The sequence below is a fragment of the Candidatus Dactylopiibacterium carminicum genome (genome assembly GCF_014736495.1).
In the GTDB taxonomy this organism is placed as follows: Bacteria; Pseudomonadota; Gammaproteobacteria; order Burkholderiales; family Rhodocyclaceae; genus Uliginosibacterium; species Uliginosibacterium carminicum.
This window is the reverse complement of the sequence record NZ_MDUX01000003.1, coordinates 1-21,266: the sequence shown is the minus strand read 5'-3', so window position 1 is coordinate 21,266 and position 21,266 is coordinate 1. Positions and strand designations below refer to the sequence as shown.

The 21,266-nt window shown below is 61.3% G+C and carries 27 protein-coding genes and 3 tRNA genes; 11 read left to right on the top strand and 19 right to left on the bottom strand.

The window, feature by feature from the left end:
- The first annotated feature begins 217 nt into the window (after window positions 1–217).
- From BGI27_RS01495 to BGI27_RS01465, 8 genes are all read left to right on the top strand, one after another.
- Window positions 218–1,225: an alginate lyase family protein gene (locus tag BGI27_RS01495; RefSeq protein WP_095523149.1), complete on the top strand. Its 1,008-nt coding sequence runs from the start codon at window positions 218–220 to the stop codon at window positions 1,223–1,225.
- On the top strand, window positions 1,207–1,335 hold the full coding sequence (locus BGI27_RS18390) for a hypothetical protein (protein WP_263406592.1): 129 nt from the start codon (window positions 1,207–1,209) through the stop codon (window positions 1,333–1,335). Before BGI27_RS01495 ends, BGI27_RS18390 begins: the two co-directional genes overlap by 19 nt.
- 222 nt (window positions 1,336–1,557) lie before the next feature.
- Window positions 1,558–1,869 (top strand): (2Fe-2S) ferredoxin domain-containing protein, encoded by a 312-nt coding sequence (locus BGI27_RS01490; RefSeq protein ID WP_095523148.1) that lies wholly within the window; start codon window positions 1,558–1,560, stop codon window positions 1,867–1,869.
- A complete protein-coding gene (locus BGI27_RS01485; protein ID WP_095523147.1) occupies window positions 1,866–2,516 on the top strand; it encodes an alpha/beta hydrolase in 651 nt (216 codons plus the stop codon). Before BGI27_RS01490 ends, BGI27_RS01485 begins: the two co-directional genes overlap by 4 nt.
- Window positions 2,517–2,548: 32 nt before the next feature.
- A complete protein-coding gene (locus tag BGI27_RS01480) occupies window positions 2,549–3,157 on the top strand; it encodes a glutathione S-transferase (protein WP_095523146.1) in 609 nt (202 codons plus the stop codon).
- A gap of 16 nt (window positions 3,158–3,173) precedes the next feature.
- A complete protein-coding gene (cutA, locus tag BGI27_RS01475; RefSeq protein ID WP_095523145.1) occupies window positions 3,174–3,497 on the top strand; it encodes a divalent-cation tolerance protein CutA in 324 nt (107 codons plus the stop codon).
- Complete coding sequence (dsbD, locus tag BGI27_RS01470) at window positions 3,494–5,326, top strand: protein-disulfide reductase DsbD (protein ID WP_095523144.1); 1,833 nt, start codon at window positions 3,494–3,496, stop codon at window positions 5,324–5,326. The genes cutA and dsbD overlap by 4 nt, the downstream gene beginning before the upstream one ends.
- Window positions 5,323–5,679: a RidA family protein gene (locus BGI27_RS01465; RefSeq protein ID WP_223871532.1), complete on the top strand. Its 357-nt coding sequence runs from the start codon at window positions 5,323–5,325 to the stop codon at window positions 5,677–5,679. The genes dsbD and BGI27_RS01465 overlap by 4 nt, the downstream gene beginning before the upstream one ends.
- Before the next feature lie 52 nt (window positions 5,680–5,731).
- On the opposite strand, the gene BGI27_RS01460 is transcribed toward BGI27_RS01465, so the two are convergent.
- A complete protein-coding gene (locus tag BGI27_RS01460) occupies window positions 5,732–6,280 on the bottom strand; it encodes a carbohydrate-binding protein (protein ID WP_095523143.1) in 549 nt (182 codons plus the stop codon).
- A 403-nt stretch (window positions 6,281–6,683) separates the two neighbouring features.
- Here BGI27_RS01460 and BGI27_RS01455 point away from each other — a divergent pair, with 403 nt between their 5' ends.
- Window positions 6,684–8,015, top strand: a complete 1,332-nt coding sequence (locus BGI27_RS01455; RefSeq protein ID WP_095523142.1) for a M23 family metallopeptidase — start codon at window positions 6,684–6,686, stop codon at window positions 8,013–8,015.
- Between the two features lie 66 nt (window positions 8,016–8,081).
- Here BGI27_RS01455 and erpA read toward each other — a convergent pair whose 3' ends face one another.
- Both erpA and BGI27_RS01445 read right to left on the bottom strand, forming a co-directional pair.
- The gene (gene erpA / locus BGI27_RS01450) at window positions 8,082–8,435 is read right to left on the bottom strand and encodes an iron-sulfur cluster insertion protein ErpA (protein WP_095523141.1); all 354 of its coding nucleotides are present in this window, start codon (window positions 8,433–8,435) and stop codon (window positions 8,082–8,084) included.
- Between the two features lie 124 nt (window positions 8,436–8,559).
- The gene (locus BGI27_RS01445) at window positions 8,560–8,817 is read right to left on the bottom strand and encodes a YgaP family membrane protein (RefSeq protein ID WP_095523140.1); all 258 of its coding nucleotides are present in this window, start codon (window positions 8,815–8,817) and stop codon (window positions 8,560–8,562) included.
- A 332-nt stretch (window positions 8,818–9,149) separates the two neighbouring features.
- Here BGI27_RS01445 and BGI27_RS01440 point away from each other — a divergent pair, with 332 nt between their 5' ends.
- On the top strand, window positions 9,150–9,506 hold the full coding sequence (locus BGI27_RS01440; protein WP_095523139.1) for an ArsR/SmtB family transcription factor: 357 nt from the start codon (window positions 9,150–9,152) through the stop codon (window positions 9,504–9,506).
- Between the two features lie 6 nt (window positions 9,507–9,512).
- Here BGI27_RS01440 and BGI27_RS01435 read toward each other — a convergent pair whose 3' ends face one another.
- The 6 genes from BGI27_RS01435 to BGI27_RS01410 form a co-directional block, all read right to left on the bottom strand.
- Window positions 9,513–10,802: an MgtC/SapB family protein gene (locus tag BGI27_RS01435; RefSeq protein ID WP_095523138.1), complete on the bottom strand. Its 1,290-nt coding sequence runs from the start codon at window positions 10,800–10,802 to the stop codon at window positions 9,513–9,515.
- A gap of 156 nt (window positions 10,803–10,958) precedes the next feature.
- Window positions 10,959–11,441, bottom strand: a complete 483-nt coding sequence (locus BGI27_RS01430; RefSeq protein WP_095523137.1) for an FKBP-type peptidyl-prolyl cis-trans isomerase — start codon at window positions 11,439–11,441, stop codon at window positions 10,959–10,961.
- Window positions 11,407–11,970 (bottom strand): peroxiredoxin, encoded by a 564-nt coding sequence (locus BGI27_RS01425; protein WP_095523136.1) that lies wholly within the window; start codon window positions 11,968–11,970, stop codon window positions 11,407–11,409. Before BGI27_RS01425 ends, BGI27_RS01430 begins: the two co-directional genes overlap by 35 nt.
- 98 nt (window positions 11,971–12,068) lie before the next feature.
- Window positions 12,069–12,425 carry a YkgJ family cysteine cluster protein gene (locus BGI27_RS01420; RefSeq protein ID WP_095523135.1) on the bottom strand — a complete coding sequence of 119 codons (357 nt, stop codon included), beginning with the start codon at window positions 12,423–12,425 and terminating at the stop codon, window positions 12,069–12,071.
- Entirely contained in the window at window positions 12,422–13,087 is a 666-nt protein-coding gene (gene trmB / locus BGI27_RS01415; protein ID WP_095523134.1) for a tRNA (guanine(46)-N(7))-methyltransferase TrmB, read from the bottom strand. The genes BGI27_RS01420 and trmB overlap by 4 nt, the downstream gene beginning before the upstream one ends.
- Window positions 13,084–14,037, bottom strand: coding sequence for a tRNA dihydrouridine synthase (locus tag BGI27_RS01410; protein WP_223871531.1), 954 nt, complete (start codon window positions 14,035–14,037; stop codon window positions 13,084–13,086). Before BGI27_RS01410 ends, trmB begins: the two co-directional genes overlap by 4 nt.
- A 96-nt stretch (window positions 14,038–14,133) precedes the next feature.
- Between BGI27_RS01410 and BGI27_RS01405 the strand changes: the two genes are divergently transcribed.
- Window positions 14,134–14,574, top strand: a complete 441-nt coding sequence (locus tag BGI27_RS01405) for a DUF1178 family protein (RefSeq protein ID WP_223871530.1) — start codon at window positions 14,134–14,136, stop codon at window positions 14,572–14,574.
- Here the strand turns inward: BGI27_RS01405 and BGI27_RS01400 are convergent.
- The 10 genes from BGI27_RS01400 to dnaB form a co-directional block, all read right to left on the bottom strand.
- Window positions 14,531–14,707: a hypothetical protein gene (locus BGI27_RS01400; protein WP_170942889.1), complete on the bottom strand. Its 177-nt coding sequence runs from the start codon at window positions 14,705–14,707 to the stop codon at window positions 14,531–14,533. The genes BGI27_RS01405 and BGI27_RS01400 overlap by 44 nt on opposite strands.
- Window positions 14,708–14,856: 149 nt before the next feature.
- Window positions 14,857–14,933, bottom strand: a tRNA-Gly gene (locus tag BGI27_RS01395).
- 7 nt (window positions 14,934–14,940) lie between these two features.
- Window positions 14,941–15,014 (bottom strand) — tRNA-Cys (locus BGI27_RS01390).
- Between the two features lie 61 nt (window positions 15,015–15,075).
- Window positions 15,076–15,151 (bottom strand) — tRNA-Gly (locus BGI27_RS01385).
- A gap of 73 nt (window positions 15,152–15,224) precedes the next feature.
- The gene (gene recG / locus BGI27_RS01380; protein ID WP_095523131.1) at window positions 15,225–17,267 is read right to left on the bottom strand and encodes an ATP-dependent DNA helicase RecG; all 2,043 of its coding nucleotides are present in this window, start codon (window positions 17,265–17,267) and stop codon (window positions 15,225–15,227) included.
- 73 nt (window positions 17,268–17,340) lie between these two features.
- Window positions 17,341–17,721, bottom strand: a complete 381-nt coding sequence (locus BGI27_RS01375) for a RidA family protein (RefSeq protein WP_095523130.1) — start codon at window positions 17,719–17,721, stop codon at window positions 17,341–17,343.
- Window positions 17,722–17,792: 71 nt separating this feature from the next.
- Complete coding sequence (gene fliW / locus BGI27_RS01370) at window positions 17,793–18,200, bottom strand: flagellar assembly protein FliW (RefSeq protein WP_223871529.1); 408 nt, start codon at window positions 18,198–18,200, stop codon at window positions 17,793–17,795.
- Window positions 18,201–18,301: 101 nt separating this feature from the next.
- The gene (locus BGI27_RS01365; RefSeq protein WP_095523129.1) at window positions 18,302–18,601 is read right to left on the bottom strand and encodes an SPOR domain-containing protein; all 300 of its coding nucleotides are present in this window, start codon (window positions 18,599–18,601) and stop codon (window positions 18,302–18,304) included.
- 432 nt (window positions 18,602–19,033) lie between these two features.
- Window positions 19,034–19,348 (bottom strand): DUF2802 domain-containing protein, encoded by a 315-nt coding sequence (locus BGI27_RS01360; protein WP_170942890.1) that lies wholly within the window; start codon window positions 19,346–19,348, stop codon window positions 19,034–19,036.
- Between the two features lie 384 nt (window positions 19,349–19,732).
- Complete coding sequence (gene dnaB, locus BGI27_RS01355) at window positions 19,733–21,136, bottom strand: replicative DNA helicase (protein WP_095523127.1); 1,404 nt, start codon at window positions 21,134–21,136, stop codon at window positions 19,733–19,735.
- Between the last annotated feature and the right edge of the window lie 130 nt (window positions 21,137–21,266).

Sequence of the window (21,266 nt, the reverse complement as noted above, 5' to 3'; positions counted from 1 at the left end):
CAATTAAACGATATTCATCTGAACAGAGAGCCTCATGCGCATAAATATTTTCTTTTAAGATAAACGTTTTACTTGGATCTATACTCGCCTTCGACAAGCCCGGGCATCGAAGCCCGCATGAAGCCACCAAAGGAGGATCGAGAATGTCCGAAAACACCCTGCTCAAAACCCTGGCGATGGGGCTGGCGACACCAGACTCAAGCCGGCCTACGATAACTTGCTCGCCTCGGCCAACAAGGCACTGGGCGGACAGCTGGAGACCGTGACGGCCAAGGACATGACGCCGCTTTCCGGCGACAAGCGCGACTACATGAGCATGGGGCCCTACTGGTGGCCCAACCCCGATACGCCGAACAAACTGCCCTACGTCCGGCGCGACGGCCAGACCAACCCGGAAGTCCGCGGCAACGGGCTGGACTCTGCCCGCCTGCAACGCATGAACACCAGCGTGCGGGATCTTTCCCTGGCCTATTACTTCACCGGCGACAAGAAATATGCCGAACGCGCAGCAGCGCAGCTGCGGACCTGGTTCGTCGATCCCAAGACCCGCATGAATCCCAGCCTGCGCTTCGCCCAGGCCATCCCGGGTGTGGTTGACGGCCGTGGCATCGGACTGATCGACACCCGCAACATGTGGATGGTGATCGATGCCGTGGCACTGATCGGCCCGAGCGACAGTTTCAGCGCCAAGGAACTGCAGACGCTGCGCGCATGGTTTGCCGAATTCGCGGACTGGATGGTCAACAGCGAAACCGGACACGAAGAAGATGTCTGGCACAACAATCACGGCATGTTCTACGACGCCCAGCTGATCAACTACCTGCTCTTCATCGGCAATGCGGAAGGCGCAGCCCGCCGTACTTTCGATGCGCAGACCCGCCGCATCGCCTCGCAGATCGCCACCGACGGCCGCCAGCACATGGAACTCGAGCGGACCCGCCCCTTCCATTACAGCGCCTTCAATCTGGAGGCCGCGCTGCGCATCGCACGCTATGGCGAACAGGTCAGCATGCCGGGCATGACGCTGAAGGCTGACGCGACCCGCACTGCGTGCATCCACAGTTCCGCTGTGCGATCGACGTGTGGAATTTCGAGATCGACGCCCGCTCACTCAAGCGCGGCATCGACTTCCTGGCCAATGCAACCGCCAATCCCTCATCCTGGACACTGGCGACCAAGGAAGAGCCGAAACTCAACTTCGAACCGATGGTGCCCGTGCTGCTGATGGCCGAACGCGCCTACAGGACGGGCAACTACGCGAAGATCCTCGCCGGCCTGCCGGCAGACACGCAGAAGAGCCTGGATCACCTGCTGTGGCCAATCGCCGGGCAATGATCCACTGAACACCTGTTCCGGGTCTGTCGCGAGAGTCCCCACCAGGGGCACAGGCAACATCAAACCGAGCAGCGCATCAACGCTGGACGGGGTCGCAGCAAGATCAGGAACAGGTTCGGAAGCATCTCCTCTGGCCTCGCCACAGGGGCGGTTCATGCCGAGGGTAGCCTCCCGGGCGGGCAAGCCTATAATCTGCGCTTGCCCGCACAACAGAGAGTCGGCATGGACAACTATTACAAGCACCACGTCTTTGTCTGCTGCAATCAACGCGAAGCCCCCGCCGATTGCTGCGCCAACCACCGCTCCTCCGAACTGGCCGCCTACGCCAAGGATCGCGCCAAGACCCTCGGCCTGGCCCGCGGCGGACGCATCCGCATTAACCGCGCCGGCTGCCTGGGCCGCTGCGACGATGGCCCCATCCTGGTGATCTACCCCGAAGGCACCTGGTATCACTTCGACAGAGAAGCGGATATCGACGAGATCCTGACTGAGCATCTGCAACACGGTCGCATCGTGGAGCGCCTGAAACGATGAAGCCTCAAAGCACCGAAAACCTGCTGATCGACGGTCCGGATGGCGCCATCGAGCTGCTTGTCGAATGCCCGCCGGATCCCAAAGGCATCGCGCTGGTGACCCACCCGCATCCGCTGTTCGGTGGAGCCAACACCAACAAGGTCGCGCACACACTGGCACGAACGCTGCGGGATCTGGGTTACGTGGCCCTGCGGCCGAATTTCCGCGGCGTTGGCCGCTCGGTGGGCGCACACGATCATGGCAACGCGGAAACCGAGGACATGCTCGCGGTGCTGGACTGGGCACATGCCCGCTGGCCGGAGCTTCAAGCCACAGTGCTGGCCGGCTTCTCCTTCGGCGCCTTCGTGCAGACGCGTGTCGCGCAACGCCTGGCTGCCGCCGGCAAGCCCGCCAGACGCCTGGTACTGGTGGGCACGGCGTCCGGCTACGTGGAGGGCGCGCGCAGCTACGTCACCGAGGCGGTCAGCCCCGATACCCTGGTGATCCACGGTTCGAAGGACGAAACGGTTCCGCTCGCCAACGTGCTGGCCTGGGCCGAGCCGATCGGCGTACCGGTGCTGGTGGTGCCGGGCGCAGACCATTTCTTCCACGGACGCCTGCAGGTGTTGCGCGACATCGTCAATCGCGCCTTCTGCGAACGACACTGAAGCCGGAGGCCTCCGGCCAAGGAGATGCCACGATGAAGCTCATCGCCTCGCTGACCAGCCCCTTCGCACGCAAGATCCGCGTACTCCTGCTGGAAAAGGGCCAGCCTTTCGATCTGGTGGTCGATTCGCCCTACGAGCCCGACACCTGCGTCACCGCCTTCAATCCGCTGGGCAAGGTGCCCACGCTGGTGACCGAAATTGGCGAAGCCTTTTTCGATTCGCCCGTGATCGCAGACTTCATCGACCTCATCAACCCGGCAGCACCCGTCCTGCCCACCGATGCGCTCGATGCGCTGCATGTGCGCCAGCTCGAGGCACTCGCCGACGGCGTCACGGAAGCCGGGGTGATCTGGCTGACGGAAACACGGCGGCCAGCCGAACGCCAGGACGCAAACGTGGTGGATCGCCAGCTCGCCAAACTCGAACGCGGCATGGATGCATTGGTGCAACAGCTGGGCGACAACGACTGGCTGCGGCCCGATGGATTCTCACGGGCCGACATCGCGGCGGCCTGTTGCCTGCTGTGGCTGGATTTCCGCCTGCCGCAATACGCCTGGCGCAACGGCCGGCCGACGCTTGCGGCCTATGCCGCACGCTTGTCCGAGCGGCCCAGCTTCGCGCAGACCGTGCCGGTTGCCTGAACGGGGCTCCAGCACCATGCCGGACACCGTGCTCCTGATTCTTTGCAACGCCCCGGATGCCGTCACCGCGGAGCGGATCGCGCAAACCTTGCTGGAACGCCAGCTCGCAGCTTGTGTCAATCTGCTCGCCCCTTGCCGCTCGATCTATCGCTGGCAGGGCAATATCGAAACAAGCGATGAACACCCCATGCTGATCAAGAGCACACAGAACAACTATCTCGCGCTGGAAGCCATGATCCGCGAGCTGCATCCCTACGACGTGCCCGAAATCATTGCGCTGCCGGTCAGCACTGGCCTGCCGGCCTATCTGGACTGGGTTCGCAACGAGAGTGCCGCATGAGCCGCCTGCTCGCCCTGTGCCTGCTGTGCTGGAGCCTGATCGCCAGCGCCAACCCGGAACCGCTGCCCCCCGACCAGGCCTTCCGCGCCAGCGCGGTCCAGCCGGACACCACCAGCGTGGAGCTGAGTTTCCGCATCGAACCCGGTTATTACCTCTATCGCGAGAAATTCCGCTTCCAGCTCGACGGCCAGCCCACGACCGCCGAGCTGCCGGAAGGGCTGGCGCACGAGGATGCCTTCTTCGGCCGCCAGCAGATCTATCGTGACAGCCTGCGCATCCGCATCCCCGTGGACCGGCAGCTCCCCGCAGAGGCCGCGCTCACCGTGCGCTTCCAGGGCTGCGCCGATATCGGCATCTGCTACCCGCCCACGGACATCACCCTGCATCCGGCAAGACCCCAACCCGTGGCGGACCTGGGGCAACGCAGCACACCGGGCTGGCTGCAAGGCGTGGGCAATGCGCCTGCAGCAACGCCACTACCACAGAGCACCCCCACGAGCACGGCGAACGAGGCACCATCCTCCGACACGGAGGACGGCATCGCCGGCCTGCTTGCCGGGGGCCACCTGCTGCTGATCCTGCCGGCCTTCTTCGGGCTCGGCTTGCTGCTTTCGTTCACACCCTGCACCCTGCCGATGCTGCCGATTCTCTCCGGCATCATCGTCGGTCACGGTCACGGCATCTCGCGAGGGCGTGCTTTTGCGCTATCCACCGCCTACGTGCTGGGCATGGCACTGACCTACGCCGCCGCTGGCGTGCTGGCAGCATACTCGGGCCAGTTGCTGTCGGCCTGGCTGCAAAACGTCTGGGTGCTGGGGGCGCTCGCGCTGATGTTCGTGGCACTGGCGCTGGCGATGTTCGGCATCTTCGACCTGCAATTGCCCTCGCGCTGGCAACACCGGCTCTCGACCAGCGCCCATCACCACGGCGATTCGGTCGGTCAGTTAGCCATCATGGGCGCGATCTCGGCACTGATCGTCGGCCCCTGCATCACGGCGCCACTGGCGGGAGCCCTCCTCTATATCGCCCGTACCGGTGACGCACTGCTGGGTGGCCTCGCCCTGTTTTCCCTGGCGCTGGGCATGGGGCTGCCTCTGGTCATCGTGGGCGTTGCCGCTCGCCACTGGCTGCCCAAACCCGGTCGCTGGATGGAAGGGGTGAAGCGCTTCTTCGGTTTCCTGTTGTTGGCTACCGCGCTGTATCTCGTCTCTCCGGTACTGCCGCCCTTGCTGCCGATGCTGGGCTGGGGCGCCTTGCTGCTGACGGGGGGCGTATTCCTGCGCGCCATCGACCCGCTGCCACCCGATGCGCCACCTCTGCTCCGATTGTTGAAAGGCATCGGCCTGATCCTGCTTCTCGCGGGTGCGGCAATGCTGGCTGGGGCGCTGGCGGGCGGGCGCGATCCATTGCAACCGCTTGCAGCATTCGGTGCAGACGAAACCGCCGCGCAACACGCCAAACCACGTTTCGAACGCGTGCGCAGCAATGCCGAGCTGGATGCCCGCCTGGCTGCCAGCCCTCGCCCCGTAATGCTGGATTTCTACGCTGACTGGTGCGTGAGCTGCAAAGAAATGGAATACCGCACCTTCAGCGATCCGCGCGTGGCTGAACGCATGGGCGGTTTCACGCTGCTGCAGGCCGACGTGACGCAGAACACGCCAGAGGATCGGGCATTGCTGAAACGCTTCGGCCTTTTCGGCCCGCCCGGCATCCTTTTCTTTGACGCCGGCGGTCAGGAACAGCCCGCCTTGCGCGCCATAGGCTTCCTGCCTCCGGAACGTTTCCTCAACCTGCTTTCCCGGGCAGTCCCCGGAGGACCAACACCTTGAGCCACCCCATTGAACGCCTCAATCCGGCGGTCCGCTACGCCGACGCCACCGGCTTCTGTGGCCTCATCCACGCCGTAGAAGTGCCCGCCGTCGAGGCTGGCGACATCCGTGCCCAAACGACCAGCATGCTCGAACAGCTGGAAACCACGCTGGAGAAGGCTGGGTCAGGAAAGGACAGGCTGCTGATGGCGACGCTCTATCTTGTGGACATGGCCGACTACGAAGGCATGAACGAAGCCTGGACAGCCTGGCTGCCAACGGGTTGCGCGCCCGCCCGTGCCTGCGTGCAGGTCGTCCGTCTTGCCAACCCCGACTGGCGCGTAGAGATTGCAGTGACTGCCGCGCAGGCATGACACAAGAAGCCCGGCTCCACGCCGGGCTTCGCATTTCGGACAACCGACCGGATCAGGGCTTGAACAGGGTCTGCGGATCCGTTCCCTTGGAGCTCAGCACCAAAGCATCGAGGTTAGCCGAACCATTGGCACCATCACCGCCCAAGCTGGTCAGCCGCAGCACATGCTTGCCCGCGGTGAGTTTGAGCGTCAGCGGCTGGCTATTGGCGCCGGCCAGCGTAAGGTTCTGCCATTCCGAAGCGGCACGCCCCCAGCCACCAGTAGTCTTCAGCGTGAGCTTGGCAAAAGCCTCACCCGGCACCTGCCCATCGAGCTTGAGCTCGCGCCAGATATCCCAGCCACGACCGGACGCGTAGCGCAACGTGATCTGATAATCCCCGGCTTCTGGAGCCTCGAAGGCCCATTCGATCCACTGCCCATCGGCATCCCAGCCAATCAGGGCCTTGCCGCCGGATGTAGCCGCACGGTCGGTAGCCATGGTAAAACTGCCGCCCCCGGTCGCTGAATTCGCTTCGGCTTCGAGCAGCACACCTGCAGCCATGGCAGGCGCCACGAACATGCCCCACGTTGCAAAGGCGGCAATGGCGATTTTCTTCTGCATGAGTTGTCTCCTGTAATCGATTGGATGGAAAAAGATACAACCCAAAGGTTGTAATCCCCAGGCAAGACTCTACGGCATAGGGAAAGTTCGCTCAAATCCGCCGGCCACGACATGCCCTCAAGCAACAGCGCGGCGATAATGCGTACCTTCCGGATGGATTATTTTGCATAACGTAACAAATCATCCAGTTCCCCTACGCACGCAGCTGTGAGTTTTCGCAACGGCTGCTCGCAACCCTTGCGCGACATCATTCGACTGTACGGAACCATCGTCGGAAGGTGGCGGTCGTTTAGCGCGGGAGTCTGCCGCAAAAACTGGAAATCACACCGGACGGCGGTATTGGCTCACGCGCAACCCGCGAATCTTGTTACACTTTTTGAAAATTCACAGGCCGAACCACGCAATGACGAACCAGCCGCCCACGCCACCAGTTTCATCGCCCTTGCTTCATCGCTTCCGCGGCTCCCGTTCCAACCTCGCCATCGTTGCCGGTCTCTGCCTCGCCGTCTCCGGCGCCGTGACAGCCATTGCGGTCAGCAGCCCTGGCCGCAACAGTGAAACGCAGACCCCGGTCGTCATCGAACTGGCCGCGCTCGAAGCACAGGCAGAAGCCAGCACGGAACCCGAACTCTTCATGCGCGAAGCCCAGATCCGCCCGGGCGATACCGTACCCGCACTGATGGCCGAACTGGGCATCAATGATGCCGCTCTGCGCACCTACCTGATCAACGATCCGGATGCCTCGCGCATCGTGCGCCGCCTGCGCCCCGGCATGATCATCGAATCCGCGACGGATCGGGAAGGGGCGCTTTCATGGCTGAGCCTACGCTCGCCGGGCAGTGAACTGGCCACGCGCATCCAGCGCGGCAGCGATACCGATTTCGCGCTGGAGGATTACACGCTGGACGTGCAGACAACCGAACAGTTTGCACAAGGCAGCATCCAGAGTTCGCTGTTTGCGGCGACCGATGCGCAGGGGTTACCCGACGCACTGGCGCTGTCCATGGCAGATATCTTCGCCAGCCAGATCGATTTCAATACCGACCTGCGTCGCGATGACCGCTTCACGGTGGTGTATGAATCAATGGAATTCCGGGGAGAACAACTCAAATCCGGCCGCATCAAGGCCGTGGAGTTCGTCAACGCGGGCAAGCGCTACACCGCTTTCTGGTTTGACGAAGGCAATGGCCGCGGGGCGTATTTCGACGCTAACGGGCAAAGCCTGCGCAAGGGTTTCCTGCGCTCCCCGCTGGAGTTCACACGGATCTCATCGGGCTTCAGCAACAATCGCAAGCATCCGCTGTTCAAGGATATCCGTGCGCATCGCGGCACCGATTTCGCTGCGCCGACGGGCACGCGGGTTCGTGCCTCGTCCGATGGCCGGGTGGAATTCGTGGGATCACAGCGCGGCTACGGCAACTTCATCGTCCTGAAACACGACGGGGGTTACACCACTGCCTATGGTCACCTCAACGGTTTTGCCAAGGGTTTGCGCAAAGGGCAAGCCGTCAGCCAGGGCGATGTGATCGGCTTTGTAGGCGCAACGGGCTGGGCAACCGGTCCGCACCTGCATTACGAGTTCCGCAAGAACAACGTTCACCAGGATCCGATGCGTGTCGATCTGCCGGGACGCCCGCCGCTGACCGGAGGACGCCTGCAGGCTTTCAAGGCTCAGAATGCCAGTTTGATCGCACGCCTGGAGAACGCCTCGGTGCAGGTCGCTCAAAAGGATTGATATTTTCTTCAGGAATAAAAAAGGGCTCCCGACGGGAGCCCTTTTCGTTGTGGCGTTGGCTGCCACTCATACCGAGAACGAAGAACCACATCCGCAAGTCGTGGTGGCGTTCGGATTACGGATCACGAACTGAGAGCCTTCCAGGCCGTCGGTGTAATCGATTTCTGCGCCGACCAGATACTGATAGCTCATCGAATCGATCAGCAGCGTAACGCCGTTCTTCTTCATTTCGGTGTCGTCTTCATTGACTTCCTCATCGAACGTGAAGCCATACTGGAAGCCTGAGCAGCCGCCGCCCGAGACGAAAACACGCAGCTTGAGTTCGGTATTGCCCTCTTCGTCGATCAATTCCTTGACCTTGTTGGCAGCGGCGTCCGTGAAGAGGATCGGATCCGGCAGTTCGGTTGCAACGGTATTCATTGGGTAACTCCTGTAGGGGGATCGTGCGAAACGCACGACGGCGATGCGCTATGTTGCCATTGGAGGCGGGGCTCGCCAATAGGTTCGCCTCCCGCCGAAACGATCCGGCGGGAGACGAGGAACTTCAACTGCCGTGGCTGACTTCGTTGTGAAAGCTCTCCGGCAGGTTTTCACGGAACTCCAAGCTCTTCTTGGGCGGTGGCGGGCAGGTGTCGATGCCGATCATCGAATACAGCGGACAGAAACTGGCCAGCCCTGTAGCTATCGGCAGCAACCCGATCCACCCCCATGCGCCGATGATTCCCATAGCCGCCAGAATCACCAGTGCAAGTCCGATCGTCACGCGCAGCGCGCGATCCACTCCTCCGACGTTTCTCTTCATGATGTCTCCTCCTTGCGAATTGGGGGCTGCGATCGAGGGACCGCTTCCCCTTTCATGCCTGCCGATGCATACACATCAACAAGCAGAAACCGTTGAGGCCTCATGGCGGCAGGCCAGCCGTCACTTGGATCATGCATTTGCGCAGAATCGCGCAGTCTCCTGCTTCAGGATAGAAGCTCTTTCACCCTGCCGAAAGGCTGCAGTGCAGCACGACAGATCACCGCACGCCATATCTCCCTATGGTTATATTGCCAAATCGGCGCAACCTCCCGAGGCGACGCTACAATGGCCCATATCGCCCTGCGCCCCTCTTTCCGGAAAGACGTCACATCATGCAAGCTCTGGACGACTCCGCCCTCACCCACCTCGCAGCCTACTTCCGTGCACTTTCGGAGCCCACGCGGCTCCGCATCCTCAATACCCTGCGCGATGGCGAAAAGAATGTGGGCCAGATCACGGAGCTGACGGGCTGCGGCCAGGCCAACGTATCCAAACATCTGGCGTTGCTGTTCGAGGCCGGCCTGGTCACTCGCAGCGCGCAGGGTACCAGCGTGTTCTATGCCATCGCCGACGAAGCGACTTTCGAGTTATGCGACATCGTCTGTGGTAACGTGGCCCGCATCGTCGAACGCCAGTTCGCCAGCGCGACGGCACTCAAGCGCCAGTTGGGTACGATCGGCCGCAGCTGAGCGATTTCAGCGCCAGAGCAGCGTCAGCAATCCTGTCACCAGCACCGCCAGCGTCGCCAGCAACATGCGGCGACCCAGCCCGTGGCTACCGAGCAGCATCGTCATGCCGGCCTTGACCACAGTATTGGAAAGCGTCGCAGCCACGACCGCCTGCAATGCGATCGGCACGTGGGTAGCCTCACGGGCCAGATCGGCCATCGACAGGGTGATCGCATCCACATCGGTGGTGCCGGCCAGAATCGCCACCAACACCATGCCTGAAGATGAAAAATGCTGGCGTGTGATGCCCACCAGCAACAGCACCACCGCGAACAGCATGCCGAACTTGCTGGCAGACCACAGGCTGAACGGGTTCTTCAGCGGAACCTCGCTGACACTGGCCGGATGGTGTCGCGCAGACCGCTGGCTGCGCCAGTAGTAGGTCAGCGCGAAGCCGGTGTTCACCAGCAGCATGAAGACAAAAGGCCAGAGCATCACCGGGATCAACCCCGGATTGATGATCGCCACCATCACCAGGATACGTACGAACATCACCGACCAGGCGATCAACACGCCACCAGCGTAGGCATCGTCCATGGCTGCGTCGCCCTTCTGCCGACTTTCTCGGGCCAGCGACAACGTGGTTGCGGTCGAGGATACCAGCCCACCCGTAAGCCCGGTGACGGCCACGCCACGTGCAGGCCCCAGCCAACGAATGGCCACGTAACCGACCAGTGACAAGGCAGAGATCAGGGTTACGAGCAGCCATAGCTTGTAGGGATTGAGCGCATCCCAGGGATCCACCGTTTGCGAGGGCAGCAATGGCAACACGATGAAACTGGCGATCAGCAGTTTGAGACCGGCAAAGATGTCGTCCTTGCCCAGTTTCTGTACGGCGGCGTGCAGAGGATCCTTGAATGCCAACAATGAGGTATTCACCACAGCCAGTGCAACGGCGATCGCCACATGGCCGAACATCACGGCAGCCCCCAGCAGGAATGCCGTCAGGGCCGCCAGCTCGGTGGTAAGGCCGACAGAACTCGCATCCGCGCGTTTTTCCAGCACGTATGCGGCCACGATCAACCCCACCAGCCCCGCCAGGGCAGCGGCAAAGATTCCGGATATTCCTGTCTGCTGCGACAGCCAGGCGCTCAGCGCGCCGGCCTCCGACAGCAGCACGAAGGTGCGGATGCCGGCGAAGGAAGGTTTTTGCGCATCGACCTTGTGCTTCTCGTGCTCCACGCCGATCAAGGCGCCGAGCAGCAGGGCAATGGCAAACGACTGGAAAGTCTCTATGCCTGGAGTATTCGCAAACATGGCATTTCCAATGCTGTCGGGTTGCCCAGTTTAACGACCATTCCCGACAAAAGGGCCCCTACGCACTTCCTCTATGGGGACTCGCAGCCCCCCAGGGGTGGCGGCAAAAAACAGGCCGCACATGGCGGCCTGCTGTGTTGCATCCGACCCCGGCGATCAGTGGTGGTGATGACCGTGCGGGCCATGCACATGACCATGGTCCAGCTCTTCAGTGGTGGCCTGACGCACTTCGCGCACGGTCACGTCGAAGACCAGCGCCATGCCAGCCAACGGATGGTTTCCGTCGACCACGACCTTCTTGTCAGCGATATCGGTGATGCGGAAGACCATATCGTCCTCGCCATCGTCACCCACACGCTCGAAGGCCATGCCGACCTCGATATCGGAGGGGAACAGCTCCCGGTCCTCGACGAGCACCAGGCTCTCGTCGTATTCACCGAACGCATCGTCCGGCTGCAGCTTGATGTTGAGCTTTTCGCCCACTTTCAGGCCATGCAGTTTTTCTTCGAGCAGGGGGAAGATGGCGTCGTACCCGCCATGCAGATAGACCAGCGGATTGGCACCGTCATCGACCACGTTGCCTTCCGGATCGCGCACGGTGTAGTCAAGCGTGACGACGGTGTTCTTGAGGATTTCCATTCTTTCTCCCTAATGATTTCAACAGATCCAGCAGGTCCGCAGTGTGGGACCGCAGGTCGACATTGTAGTCGGCGTGCAGCAACAGGCCATCGCGGTCGATCACAAAGGTGGCACGGTGCACCGCCGGGCGTATCACGCCGTCGATGGTCCTATCCTGCCACACGCCGTAAAGCCTGCATACCTCGCCGTCCGGATCCGACAGCAACGCTATCGAGATGCCGTGCTCATCACGGAAATCCGCATGCGTCAGGCACTCGTCCAAACTCACGCCAGCCACCGCGGCGCCCAGCCGGGCAAACTCGCGCTCACGTTCGGAAAACGCAATGGCCTGCTTCTGGCTCGAGGGCATCGCATTGCGCGGATAGAAATGCAGCACCACGAGTTTGTCCCGCAGCACCTCGCCAAGATCGAACATGTCCATTTCCGCGTCTGGCAGGCAGAACATCGGAGCGGGCTCGCCAGCACGCAATGGAGCGTTGTCGGAGGATGCCACGCTTGTGGCCTCGGGCGTGTTCCAGAGCTGTTCCATGTGATTCCCCTTCGCGCTGACTACCTCTTTCTGGATAGACGGCACAGCGGTGAACAACAAGTTGCAGCGCCGCAACAAGCTGGCACTGGCACGGAAGACTACGACAGTCCTTCAGGTGCGGGGAGCGGCGATAGGCCGTAACGGCGGCGCACACGACTGCATTCAGCGTTGCTGATGCCGTAGAGGCCATGCGGGGCGAATTCGCGGCAGGGATCAGGCCGGCAATCGTAGATACTGCAGCGAACCGCATCCCCCACCGAGCCCTCGAGTGCCATGCAGCGTGGCGGGGATTCGTCGGTCCCCCGCATGCGCCAGGTAGTGCAGGTTTCGGCATTGGCCAGCACGTCCGGCACGTAGCCGCCCTCGGACAGCAACTGACTGTGATGGAAACTCACGCGCAGGCTGGCACAGCAGGCGCCGCAGGACAGGCAAGGCTCATCATCGGGCAGGCTCATCGGCAATCCAGGTCGGCGCAGAGGCGGAACAGGGGCTGACCGGAATCCTGATATTTGCGCTCGAAAGGCGTCTGCGCATGCACGGGCACCCAGGTCTCCACCCCAGCCTGGACACCCAGCAGGAAGTCCAGCGCCAACGCCATCTCCTCGAGATAGATGCGCCAGTTGCTGCGTGACTCCAGCACACCGCCCAGCGCCAACACAGTCGGAAACACCGGATGTGCATGCCAGCGGCGCGACAGCTGCCCGATCTTCGGCCAAGGATTCGGATACAGGATGAAGTGGCGTGCCAGCCGGACTTCCGCCGCATGCAGCAGCCGCCAGAAGTCGACCAGATCGGCGCGAACAAAATGCAGGTTGGGCGGCATTTCGCCCGGTTTGCCGCGCAGGATGCGATCCTGACTTTGATCTACCCCCAGCACGAAATGATCCGGATAAGTCCGCGCAAGATGCAGGCTGCTCCACCCGACGCCACATCCGGCATCCAGAATCAGCGGCGACTGTCCTCCCCAGGCGCGTAGTGCGCATTCGAATGCGGCCTGATTCCAGGGTGCTACGGGTTTGCGAAAAGCCTGACCATGCTGCCGAGTCAGCAGTTGGAGCAACTTCTCGTGCGGCCCTTCCTGGGCACTGCGGATGTCGCGTGAATTGGCGTACATCAGACCGGTCTTGCCGCCGACATCGCTGCATCCACGTCCGCACTGTGACGCAGGGGGCGTATCGCCTGATAGAGCACTTCAGCCTGCGGGTAGTTGCGGCGCAACAGATTCAGCCATTGCTTCAGGCGCCCCGGTGCGTGGCGGGCCTGCACGCGCGCCATCACCTCCTGCCAGTAGGCTGCGAGCAGGGGCCACAACCGCAGCCAGTCGCCCGGCTCGATCTGCTCGGGCAAATCACCACGCAGGCGCGCCGGTAGCAACGGATCGGCCACAGCCCCCCGCCCCAGCATCACATCGGGTACGCCCGAGGCTGCCTTGCAGGCGCTCCAGTCAGCGACAGACCACACCTCGCCATTCGCCACCACTGGCACATTCACAGCCTCTGCCACCCGTGCGACCCAATGCCAATGCGCGGGGGGGCGATAGGCCTCGGCTTTGGTACGGGCGTGCACCACGAGCAATTCGGCGCCCCCCTCCACCAACGCCTGGGCAGCCTCCAACGCCGGCGAATAATCGGAAATCCCCAAGCGCATCTTGGCGGTCAGCGGTATACGACCGGCAATGCCGGAAGCTACGGCACGCATGATGCGGAACAGGAGGTCGGGCTCCGCCAGCAGAACAGACCCTCCACGATGACGATTCACCGTCGGCGCCGGGCAACCGAAATTGAGATCGATGCCGGCAGGTGCCAGAGCGGCGAGCCGCGCAGCACTGGCGCCGAGCCGCTCCGGGTCCGAACCGAGCAGCTGCACGCGCACCGGCGTACCGGATGCAGTGCACGCGCCCTGCAGCAATTCGGGCGCGATGCGGGTGAAGAAACGCGCTGGCGGCACGCTGGCTGAAATTCGCGCGAATTCGGTCACGCACCAGTCATAGTGGCTCGCACGCGTGAGCACGTCACGCATAGACGCGTCCACCAGACCTTCCATCGGAGCAAGCAGGATCCGACCCATTGCAGGCCAATCAACACAAACAGGCGCGCGATTCTACGCGCTTGTCCGTCGAAGCCCCACAAGCCCGTGCTATCTTCGCGGCTTCTCAAGACATGGGTGGATCGCGCAGTGATCGTGCTGGATCTGGAATGCCCCCAGGGACACCGCTTCGAGGGATGGTTTGCATCGCCCGAAGCTTTCGCCGAGCAGAATGCCGCGGGCCAGATCAGCTGCCCTGTCTGCAGCGTCCATCCGGTTCGCCGCCTGCCTTCGGCCGCTCATGTAGGGCGTGGTTCGGGCTCGGAGGTCTCGCCACCGGCGCATGGCGATCCGGAGCCCGCTCAATTGCTCGGTCAGTTGCTCGAGACTCTGCGCAACGTGGCCGCACATTCTGAGGACGTAGGCGACGGATTCGTCGCGGAAGTACGCCGCATTCAAGCCGGCGAGGCCGAACAGCGTCCGGTACGGGGCATCGCCACCGCACACGAAGCCATCACGCTGCTCGAAGAAGGCATCAATGTGCTGCCTCTGCCTCCGGCAAAGGAAGATCTGCACTGAAGTCGTCCGCGGTCACGCCAAGATCGGGCACAAAGTTAATCGGCATGAGGTTTTCTAACGGCAGCCATTCGACACGCTGCAGCCATTGCAGGCAACGCAAGTGCAGCGACGCCTTCGTCAGATGAATAGCCATCACGGAACCTCCACAGTTTCGGTGCAGCAAAACTACGACGGAGACGTGACGAGGCGCTGACGGAATGGTGACGCCTGCATGACATCAAGCCCAGGAAGCCCGATGCAGAAAAACAAAAAGGGGAAAGGCATCAGTTTTTTCCCTTCAATTGGAGCGGGAGACGAGTCTCGAACTCGCGACCCTCAACCTTGGCAAGGTTGCGCTCTACCAACTGAGCTACTCCCGCATACACCTGGAGGCGCGAGCCGGAGTCGAACCGACCTACACGGATTTGCAATCCGGTGCATAACCGCTTTGCTATCGCGCCCTATTCGACTTGTCCGGCTTTTACGCCTGAGAAAAAGCTGCCGTGCTTTTTCTGAAAACTCTGGAGCGGGAGACGAGTCTCGAACTCGCGACCTCAACCTTGGCAAGGTTGCGCTCTACCAACTGAGCTACTCCCGCAACGGAAGCCGCGCATTTTAGCGCCTTTGGAGGACTTGTCAAGCATCCCGAAACGCAATCCCCCACGGAAAGCTCAGGCCTTGAGCAGCTCTGAACGCCCACCATACCAGCGACGCAGCAAGTCATCGGCAGCCTCCGGATAGCGTGCCTGCAGCTCTTCCGCGGCCTGTTTCGCGGCCTCGATCAAATCGACATCGGTATCCAGATTGGCATAACGCAACAAAGGCACGCCGCTCTGGCGCGCACCGACGAACTCCCCCGGCCCACGTAATTGCAGATCAGCACGCGCGATCTCGAATCCATCGGTTGTCTCGTATATCGCCTTGAGGCGCGCACGCCCGTTCTGTGACAGCGGCGAGGCATACAGCAACACACAGGAAGAGGCCGCTGCCCCTCTTCCCACCCGACCACGCAACTGGTGCAGTTGCGCCAATCCGAAACGCTCCGCGTGTTCAATCACCATCAGGCTGGCATTGGGAACATCGACACCGACCTCGATCACCGTGGTGGCCACCAGCACCTGCGTTTCGTTGCGCAGGAACGCATCCATCACGCTCGCCTTCTCATCCGGCTTGAGGCGACCGTGCACCAGCCCGACCTGCAACTCCGGCAGCTCTGCCACCAAGGTTTCATGGGTTTCGACGGCGGTCTGCAACTGCAGCGTCTCGCTCTCCTCGATCAGTGGACACACCCAGTATGCCTGGCGCCCTTCACGGCAGGCGTCACGCACGCGCGCAATCACTTCGTCGCGACGCGCATCGGCCACCAGCCGCGTAACGATGGGCGTACGCCCGGGCGGCAGTTCGTCGAGTACGCTGACATCCAGGTCCGCCATGTAACTCATGGCCAGCGTGCGTGGAATCGGTGTTGCACTCATCATCAACATGTGTGGCAAACGCCCGCTGACTTTCTCGCGCAAGGCAAGGCGCTGACGCACGCCAAAGCGGTGCTGCTCGTCGACAACCGCCAGCCCCAGGTTTTCCAGCCCAACGGAATCCTCGATCAATGCATGCGTTCCCACCACCAGCAAGGCTTCACCATTGGCAATTCTCTCCAGCATGGCTGTGCGTTCGCGCTTCTTCTGTGAACCGGACAGCCAGGCCACGGTAACGCCAAGCGGCTCAAGCCAACCCGCCAATTTGCGAAAATGCTGTTCGGCCAGGATCTCGGTGGGTGCCATCAACGCGGCTTGCAGCCCATTCTCTGCCGCTTGCAGCATTGCCAATGCAGCAACGATGGTCTTGCCGCTTCCCACGTCCCCCTGCAACAAACGCTGCATGGGCCATGGCTGCGCAAGATCGCGCGCAATTTCGTCCACCGCACGCGCTTGCGCTCCGGTCAGCGCGAATGGCAAGGCTGCGATCAACAAGGCGGTAAGTCTCCCCAGCGCAGGAATGGCTGCTGCAGTGTGTGAGCGACGTTCAAGATACGCACGGCGCAGCTGGATCTGCTGGGCCAACAACTCGTCGAACTTGATCCTTCGCCAGGCAGGATGGCTACGGTCTTCCAAAGCTGGCAAACGGGCATCCGGCGGTGGTTGGTGCAGATAACGCAGGCTGCGCTCCCAACCCGCCAGCTTCAGACTCTTGCGCAAGGCGTCAGGCAACAACTCAGCCAGACTTGCCCGCCCGAAAGCACGCAGCACCAGCTTGCGCATGGCCGCCTGGGCAAGGCCTGCAGTCGCAGGATAAATGGGGGTGAGCGCCTGCGGAAGAGCATCCCCCGAGGAAACTGCTTGCAAGCGAGGATGGATCATCTCCGGCCCCCAGAAGCCGCTGCGCACCTCGCCAAAGGCGCGCACACGCTGCCCGGGAATCAGCAATTTCTGGATGGCTGGATAGAAATTCAGAAAGCGCAGGCAGAGCGTGCCGCTCTCGTCACGCAAACGCGCCACAAGTTGTCGGCGCGGTCTGAAGGTGACTTCTGCGTGCTCGACCTCTGCTTCGATCTGCGCCGAGGCTCCACTCGCCGCATCGCGGATGTTCACCAGACGCGTCTCGTCCTCATACCGCATCGGCAGGTGCAGCAGCATGTCGGCATCATTGTAGATACCGAGTTTGTGCAGTCGGCCGGTCAGTGCAGATGCGGGTTTCCTGACCGGACCATTGCCGGCCATACGACTCTCCGCCTGCTTGCTCTTGCCTGCCCGTCGCCGTCTGGGCGAAGGAGTCTCGCTCAAGGGAGCTGGATCACTCAAGGACCAGAACGGCGTCGATCTCGACTTCTGCCCCGCGAGGCAGCGACGCAACCCCAAGCGTTGCCCGGGCGGGAAATGGCGCAGTAAAGAAAGTCTGCATCAGCTCATTGACCAACGCGAACTTGCCCAGATCCGTCAGATAAATGTTCAGCTTGACGATCTGCGCCAACGATCCCCCGGACGCCTCGACAACCGCTTGCAGATTGCGCAGAACCTGCAATACCTGTGCTTCAAAACCGAGCGCCAGCTGACCGCTTTCGGGTTCCAAACCGATCTGGCCTGACAGGTATACGGTATCGCCCGCACGGACCGCCTGCGAATAAGGACCGATCGCGGCAGGCGCCTGCGTGCTGGATATGGCTTGGTGCGTCATCACAACCTCCGTGGACAGGAATAGGGCGATTGTAAACGCCCATGGCCCACCTCAGTTCAAAGGCTTGAGCGTCAACTCACACCCCAGGCGTGCATCACCTTCTGCAGGCCCTTGCGCCCTTCCATATTGATCACCAATGGCGCGACCAGATTGGCATGCACCGATTCGCCGTCCTTCTCTCCCGCCCGCAGGATCAACAAGACGGCGAGATCCTCCACCTTGCTGACCCCCAACAGGCGCTCCTCATCTTCTGTCAGATCGAATTCGTAATGCAGACCAAGCAGATCCGGAGTGGTCACGGAAAAGGCCACATCCGGGTCATCCATGCTCTGCAGCACAGCCACGACCTGTTTGGCTGACTCCATCTCCAGCATGCTGAAGGTTCGGCAGTTTTCCAGCCCCGGAAGGCCGAGCGGAAACTCGATGAGTTTGTTGCTCTCCACTTCAAGCGTGCCGAAGCGCGGACTGTCAATCTTCATGGTTCATTCTCCTGAACTTGAACTGCAATGAGTCAAGACAACACTGTACACAGACAGGTCACTCGCGGAATCATCAAACAGATCCCGGAATGAAGATCTACTCACGGCTTGCGGTTTTGCTGCACCAGCATTCCCCGCCCGACCCCGAGGGCATTCAGTTTCTCCTGTGCCTTCGCAGCCTCTTCACGCGAGGCAAACGGGCCGACCTGTACCCGTGTTTCGAGCTGCGCGGGGATACCCGCAGTACGCAAACGGTTGTATAGCTCTTCCGCGTTATGTTGATTGGCGAAAACGCCAAGCTGCAGCAGATAGTTCGGAGGGACAACGCTGGCACTCGCACTCCTCCGGCCCGCCTCTGCCGCAGGACGGTGCGCTGGCGCCTCCATTTCAGAGGTGATCATCACACGGTCTGTCTGGCCGGTTGAGACGGTGCGAGAACTACTGCTCGCAGCCGCGTGCACAACTCCCTTGGCTTTCGTTGAAGGACTACTCTCTGCTAGCGGAGCCTCTGGTAGAGCGGTCTCTTCAGGTACGCCCTCCGTCGCAGGCACCAGGGGCGGCTCAGCGAGTGCGGACTCCTCCGCAGGTTCGCTCTTGGGACTTTCTACAACCGCACTAGCGGCCTCCGGGACGCCTGGCTTGCTCACGCTGATACCAATTGCTGGCGGAAGACTGGCATTCACCGCAGGAACCGGGGAGCCTACATTCTGGCTGGATTCGAAATATAACAGCCCCCCAACAGGCCAATAATCAGTACGAAAGCGAGCGCAACCCGCGAGAACACTGCACGCCGGGCTTTCGAAGCGGACTCTTCATCACCACTCTGCCGGAAATCAGCCACGTTCGTCGTCCTTCTCATCTGTAGTTGGGTCAATGCTCAATGCATTGACCAGCTGGGCCTCCGCCACAGAGATTCCACACCGTTCCGCAATGGCATCCACGCTGAAGCCACGTCTCGCCAATGCGACAGCCTCGCCATACATGGGTGAGACCTGAGCAAATGCCCGGACTTCGGCCAAAGCCTTACGCAAGGCGACGACCTCGGCCTCCAGGCTCTCATGTCGCCCGAACAACTCATCTAGTCGATGCCGGGTCTGCCGCATCTCGAGCAAAGCATCGAAGGAAAACTCGGTAGGATCCGGCTCCACGGGGCGATGCAAAGGAGGGATAGCACTTAGCCGAGGCTCCAGGGAGGACGGAGACACTGTCTCAGGCTCCAGATCGGCATCAAAATGCACAGATGAAAAGCTAGGGCCCGTCCCGGCACCCAGTATGCTGGAATGGATCGCCTGGGATGACTCTGCGTCGCGCTTCGCTGCTGATCTGCGTCTTGCCATAAACCATAGCCGCAGCAACTGCCAGCATACGTAAAGCAGCAATACGCCGATCAAGCCGAAAATCACTTCCCGCGTCACCCTACCTCCCTGGCAAGCGGCAATTCGCCGCCTTTAGGTGCAATATGTTCCTATGCGGGATGATACGACACGAATCGGCCGCTCGCGGATAATCCGCCCATGCAGCGCAAGGCTTGGTCAGTAGGGATCGGTGTGCACGTAATTTTCAAACCGCGTGTATTCCCCCAGGAAGGTCAGAGGTACGGTGCCTGTCGGGCCGTTCCGGTGCTTGCCGATGATCAGTTCCGCCTTACCCTTGTCCTGAGTGTCAGGGTTGTAGATCTCGTCGCGATACACGAACATGATGATGTCAGCATCCTGTTCGATAGCCCCAGATTCACGCAAATCGCTCATGACTGGACGCTTGTTGGGGCGCTGCTCAAGACTTCGGTTCAATTGAGACAGCGCCATGATCGGCACTTGCAATTCCTTTGCCAAGGATTTTACCGATCTCGAGATTTCGGACAGTTCGGCAGAACGGTTGTCGCTCTCCTTGTGAGAGCTCATCAGTTGCAAGTAGTCGATCACGATCAATCCCAGCTTGCCACCGCATTGTCGATGCAGGCGCCGTGCACGAGCACGTAGGTCGATCGGATTCAGCCCCGGCGTCTCATCAAGGAAGATCGGAGCCTCATGCAGTTTGCCCAGCGCGTATGACAGACGCTGCCATTCATCATCATTGAGTTTCCCGGTGCGCAGCCGATGCTGGTCAAGTCGCCCGACCGAGGAAATGAAACGCATCACGAGCTGAGTAGCCGGCATTTCCATGGAGAAAATCGCCACGGGCAATTGTGCAGTCAGCGCAACGCTTTCGGCGATATTCAACGCGACGGAGGTCTTACCCATACCTGGACGCCCCGCCACAACAATCATGTCGGTGGCCTGCAGGCCAGAGGTCATCTTGTCCAGATCGGCCAGTCCGGTAGGCACGCCGGTAACAGCAGCAGGATTGTCCCGATCGTACAGCTCCTGGATTCGGTCCACCACCTGTGTCAGTACCGGTTGGATAGCGATGAAGCCGGAATTCTGGCGAGAGCCTTCGTCGCGGATCGCTAGGATCTTGGACTCGGCCTCATCCAGGATCAAACTTGCATCCCGCCCTGAAGGTGTAAGCGCACCAGCAGCGATCTCATCGCCGACCGTTACTAGTTTGCGCAGAATGGCGCGCTCGCGGACGATCTCTGCGTAGCGACGGATGTTCGACGCAGAAGGCGTGTTGTTCGCCAGTTCGCCGAGATACGCCAAACCACCGATATGCTGGGCCTCGCCATTCTTTTCCAGCGCTTCGAAAACCGTGACCACGTCAGCCGGCTTGCCACGCTCGATCAAACCAGCGATCTGCTTGAATACCCTGCGATGCTCGTCTCGATAGAAGTCAACTTCGCCGACTAGGTCAGCGATCCGATCCCACGCGGAGTTATCCAGCAGGATTCCGCCGAGCAGCGACTGCTCTGCTTCTAGTGAATGGGGGGGGAGCTTGATCGCGGCGAGCTGAGGATCTACAGCAGGGCCTTCAAACGCTTTGTCTCGAGAGCGGGCCATGAGGGAATCGTGAGTGAAGCTGATGGGGAAGTGTACCGCAGAGCATGCGGTGGGCTGGAGATGTTACGCCAGCCCACAAAGTAAAACGCCCTTGTACCTGGGAGGTACAAGGGCGTTTTGTTGGTTAGTC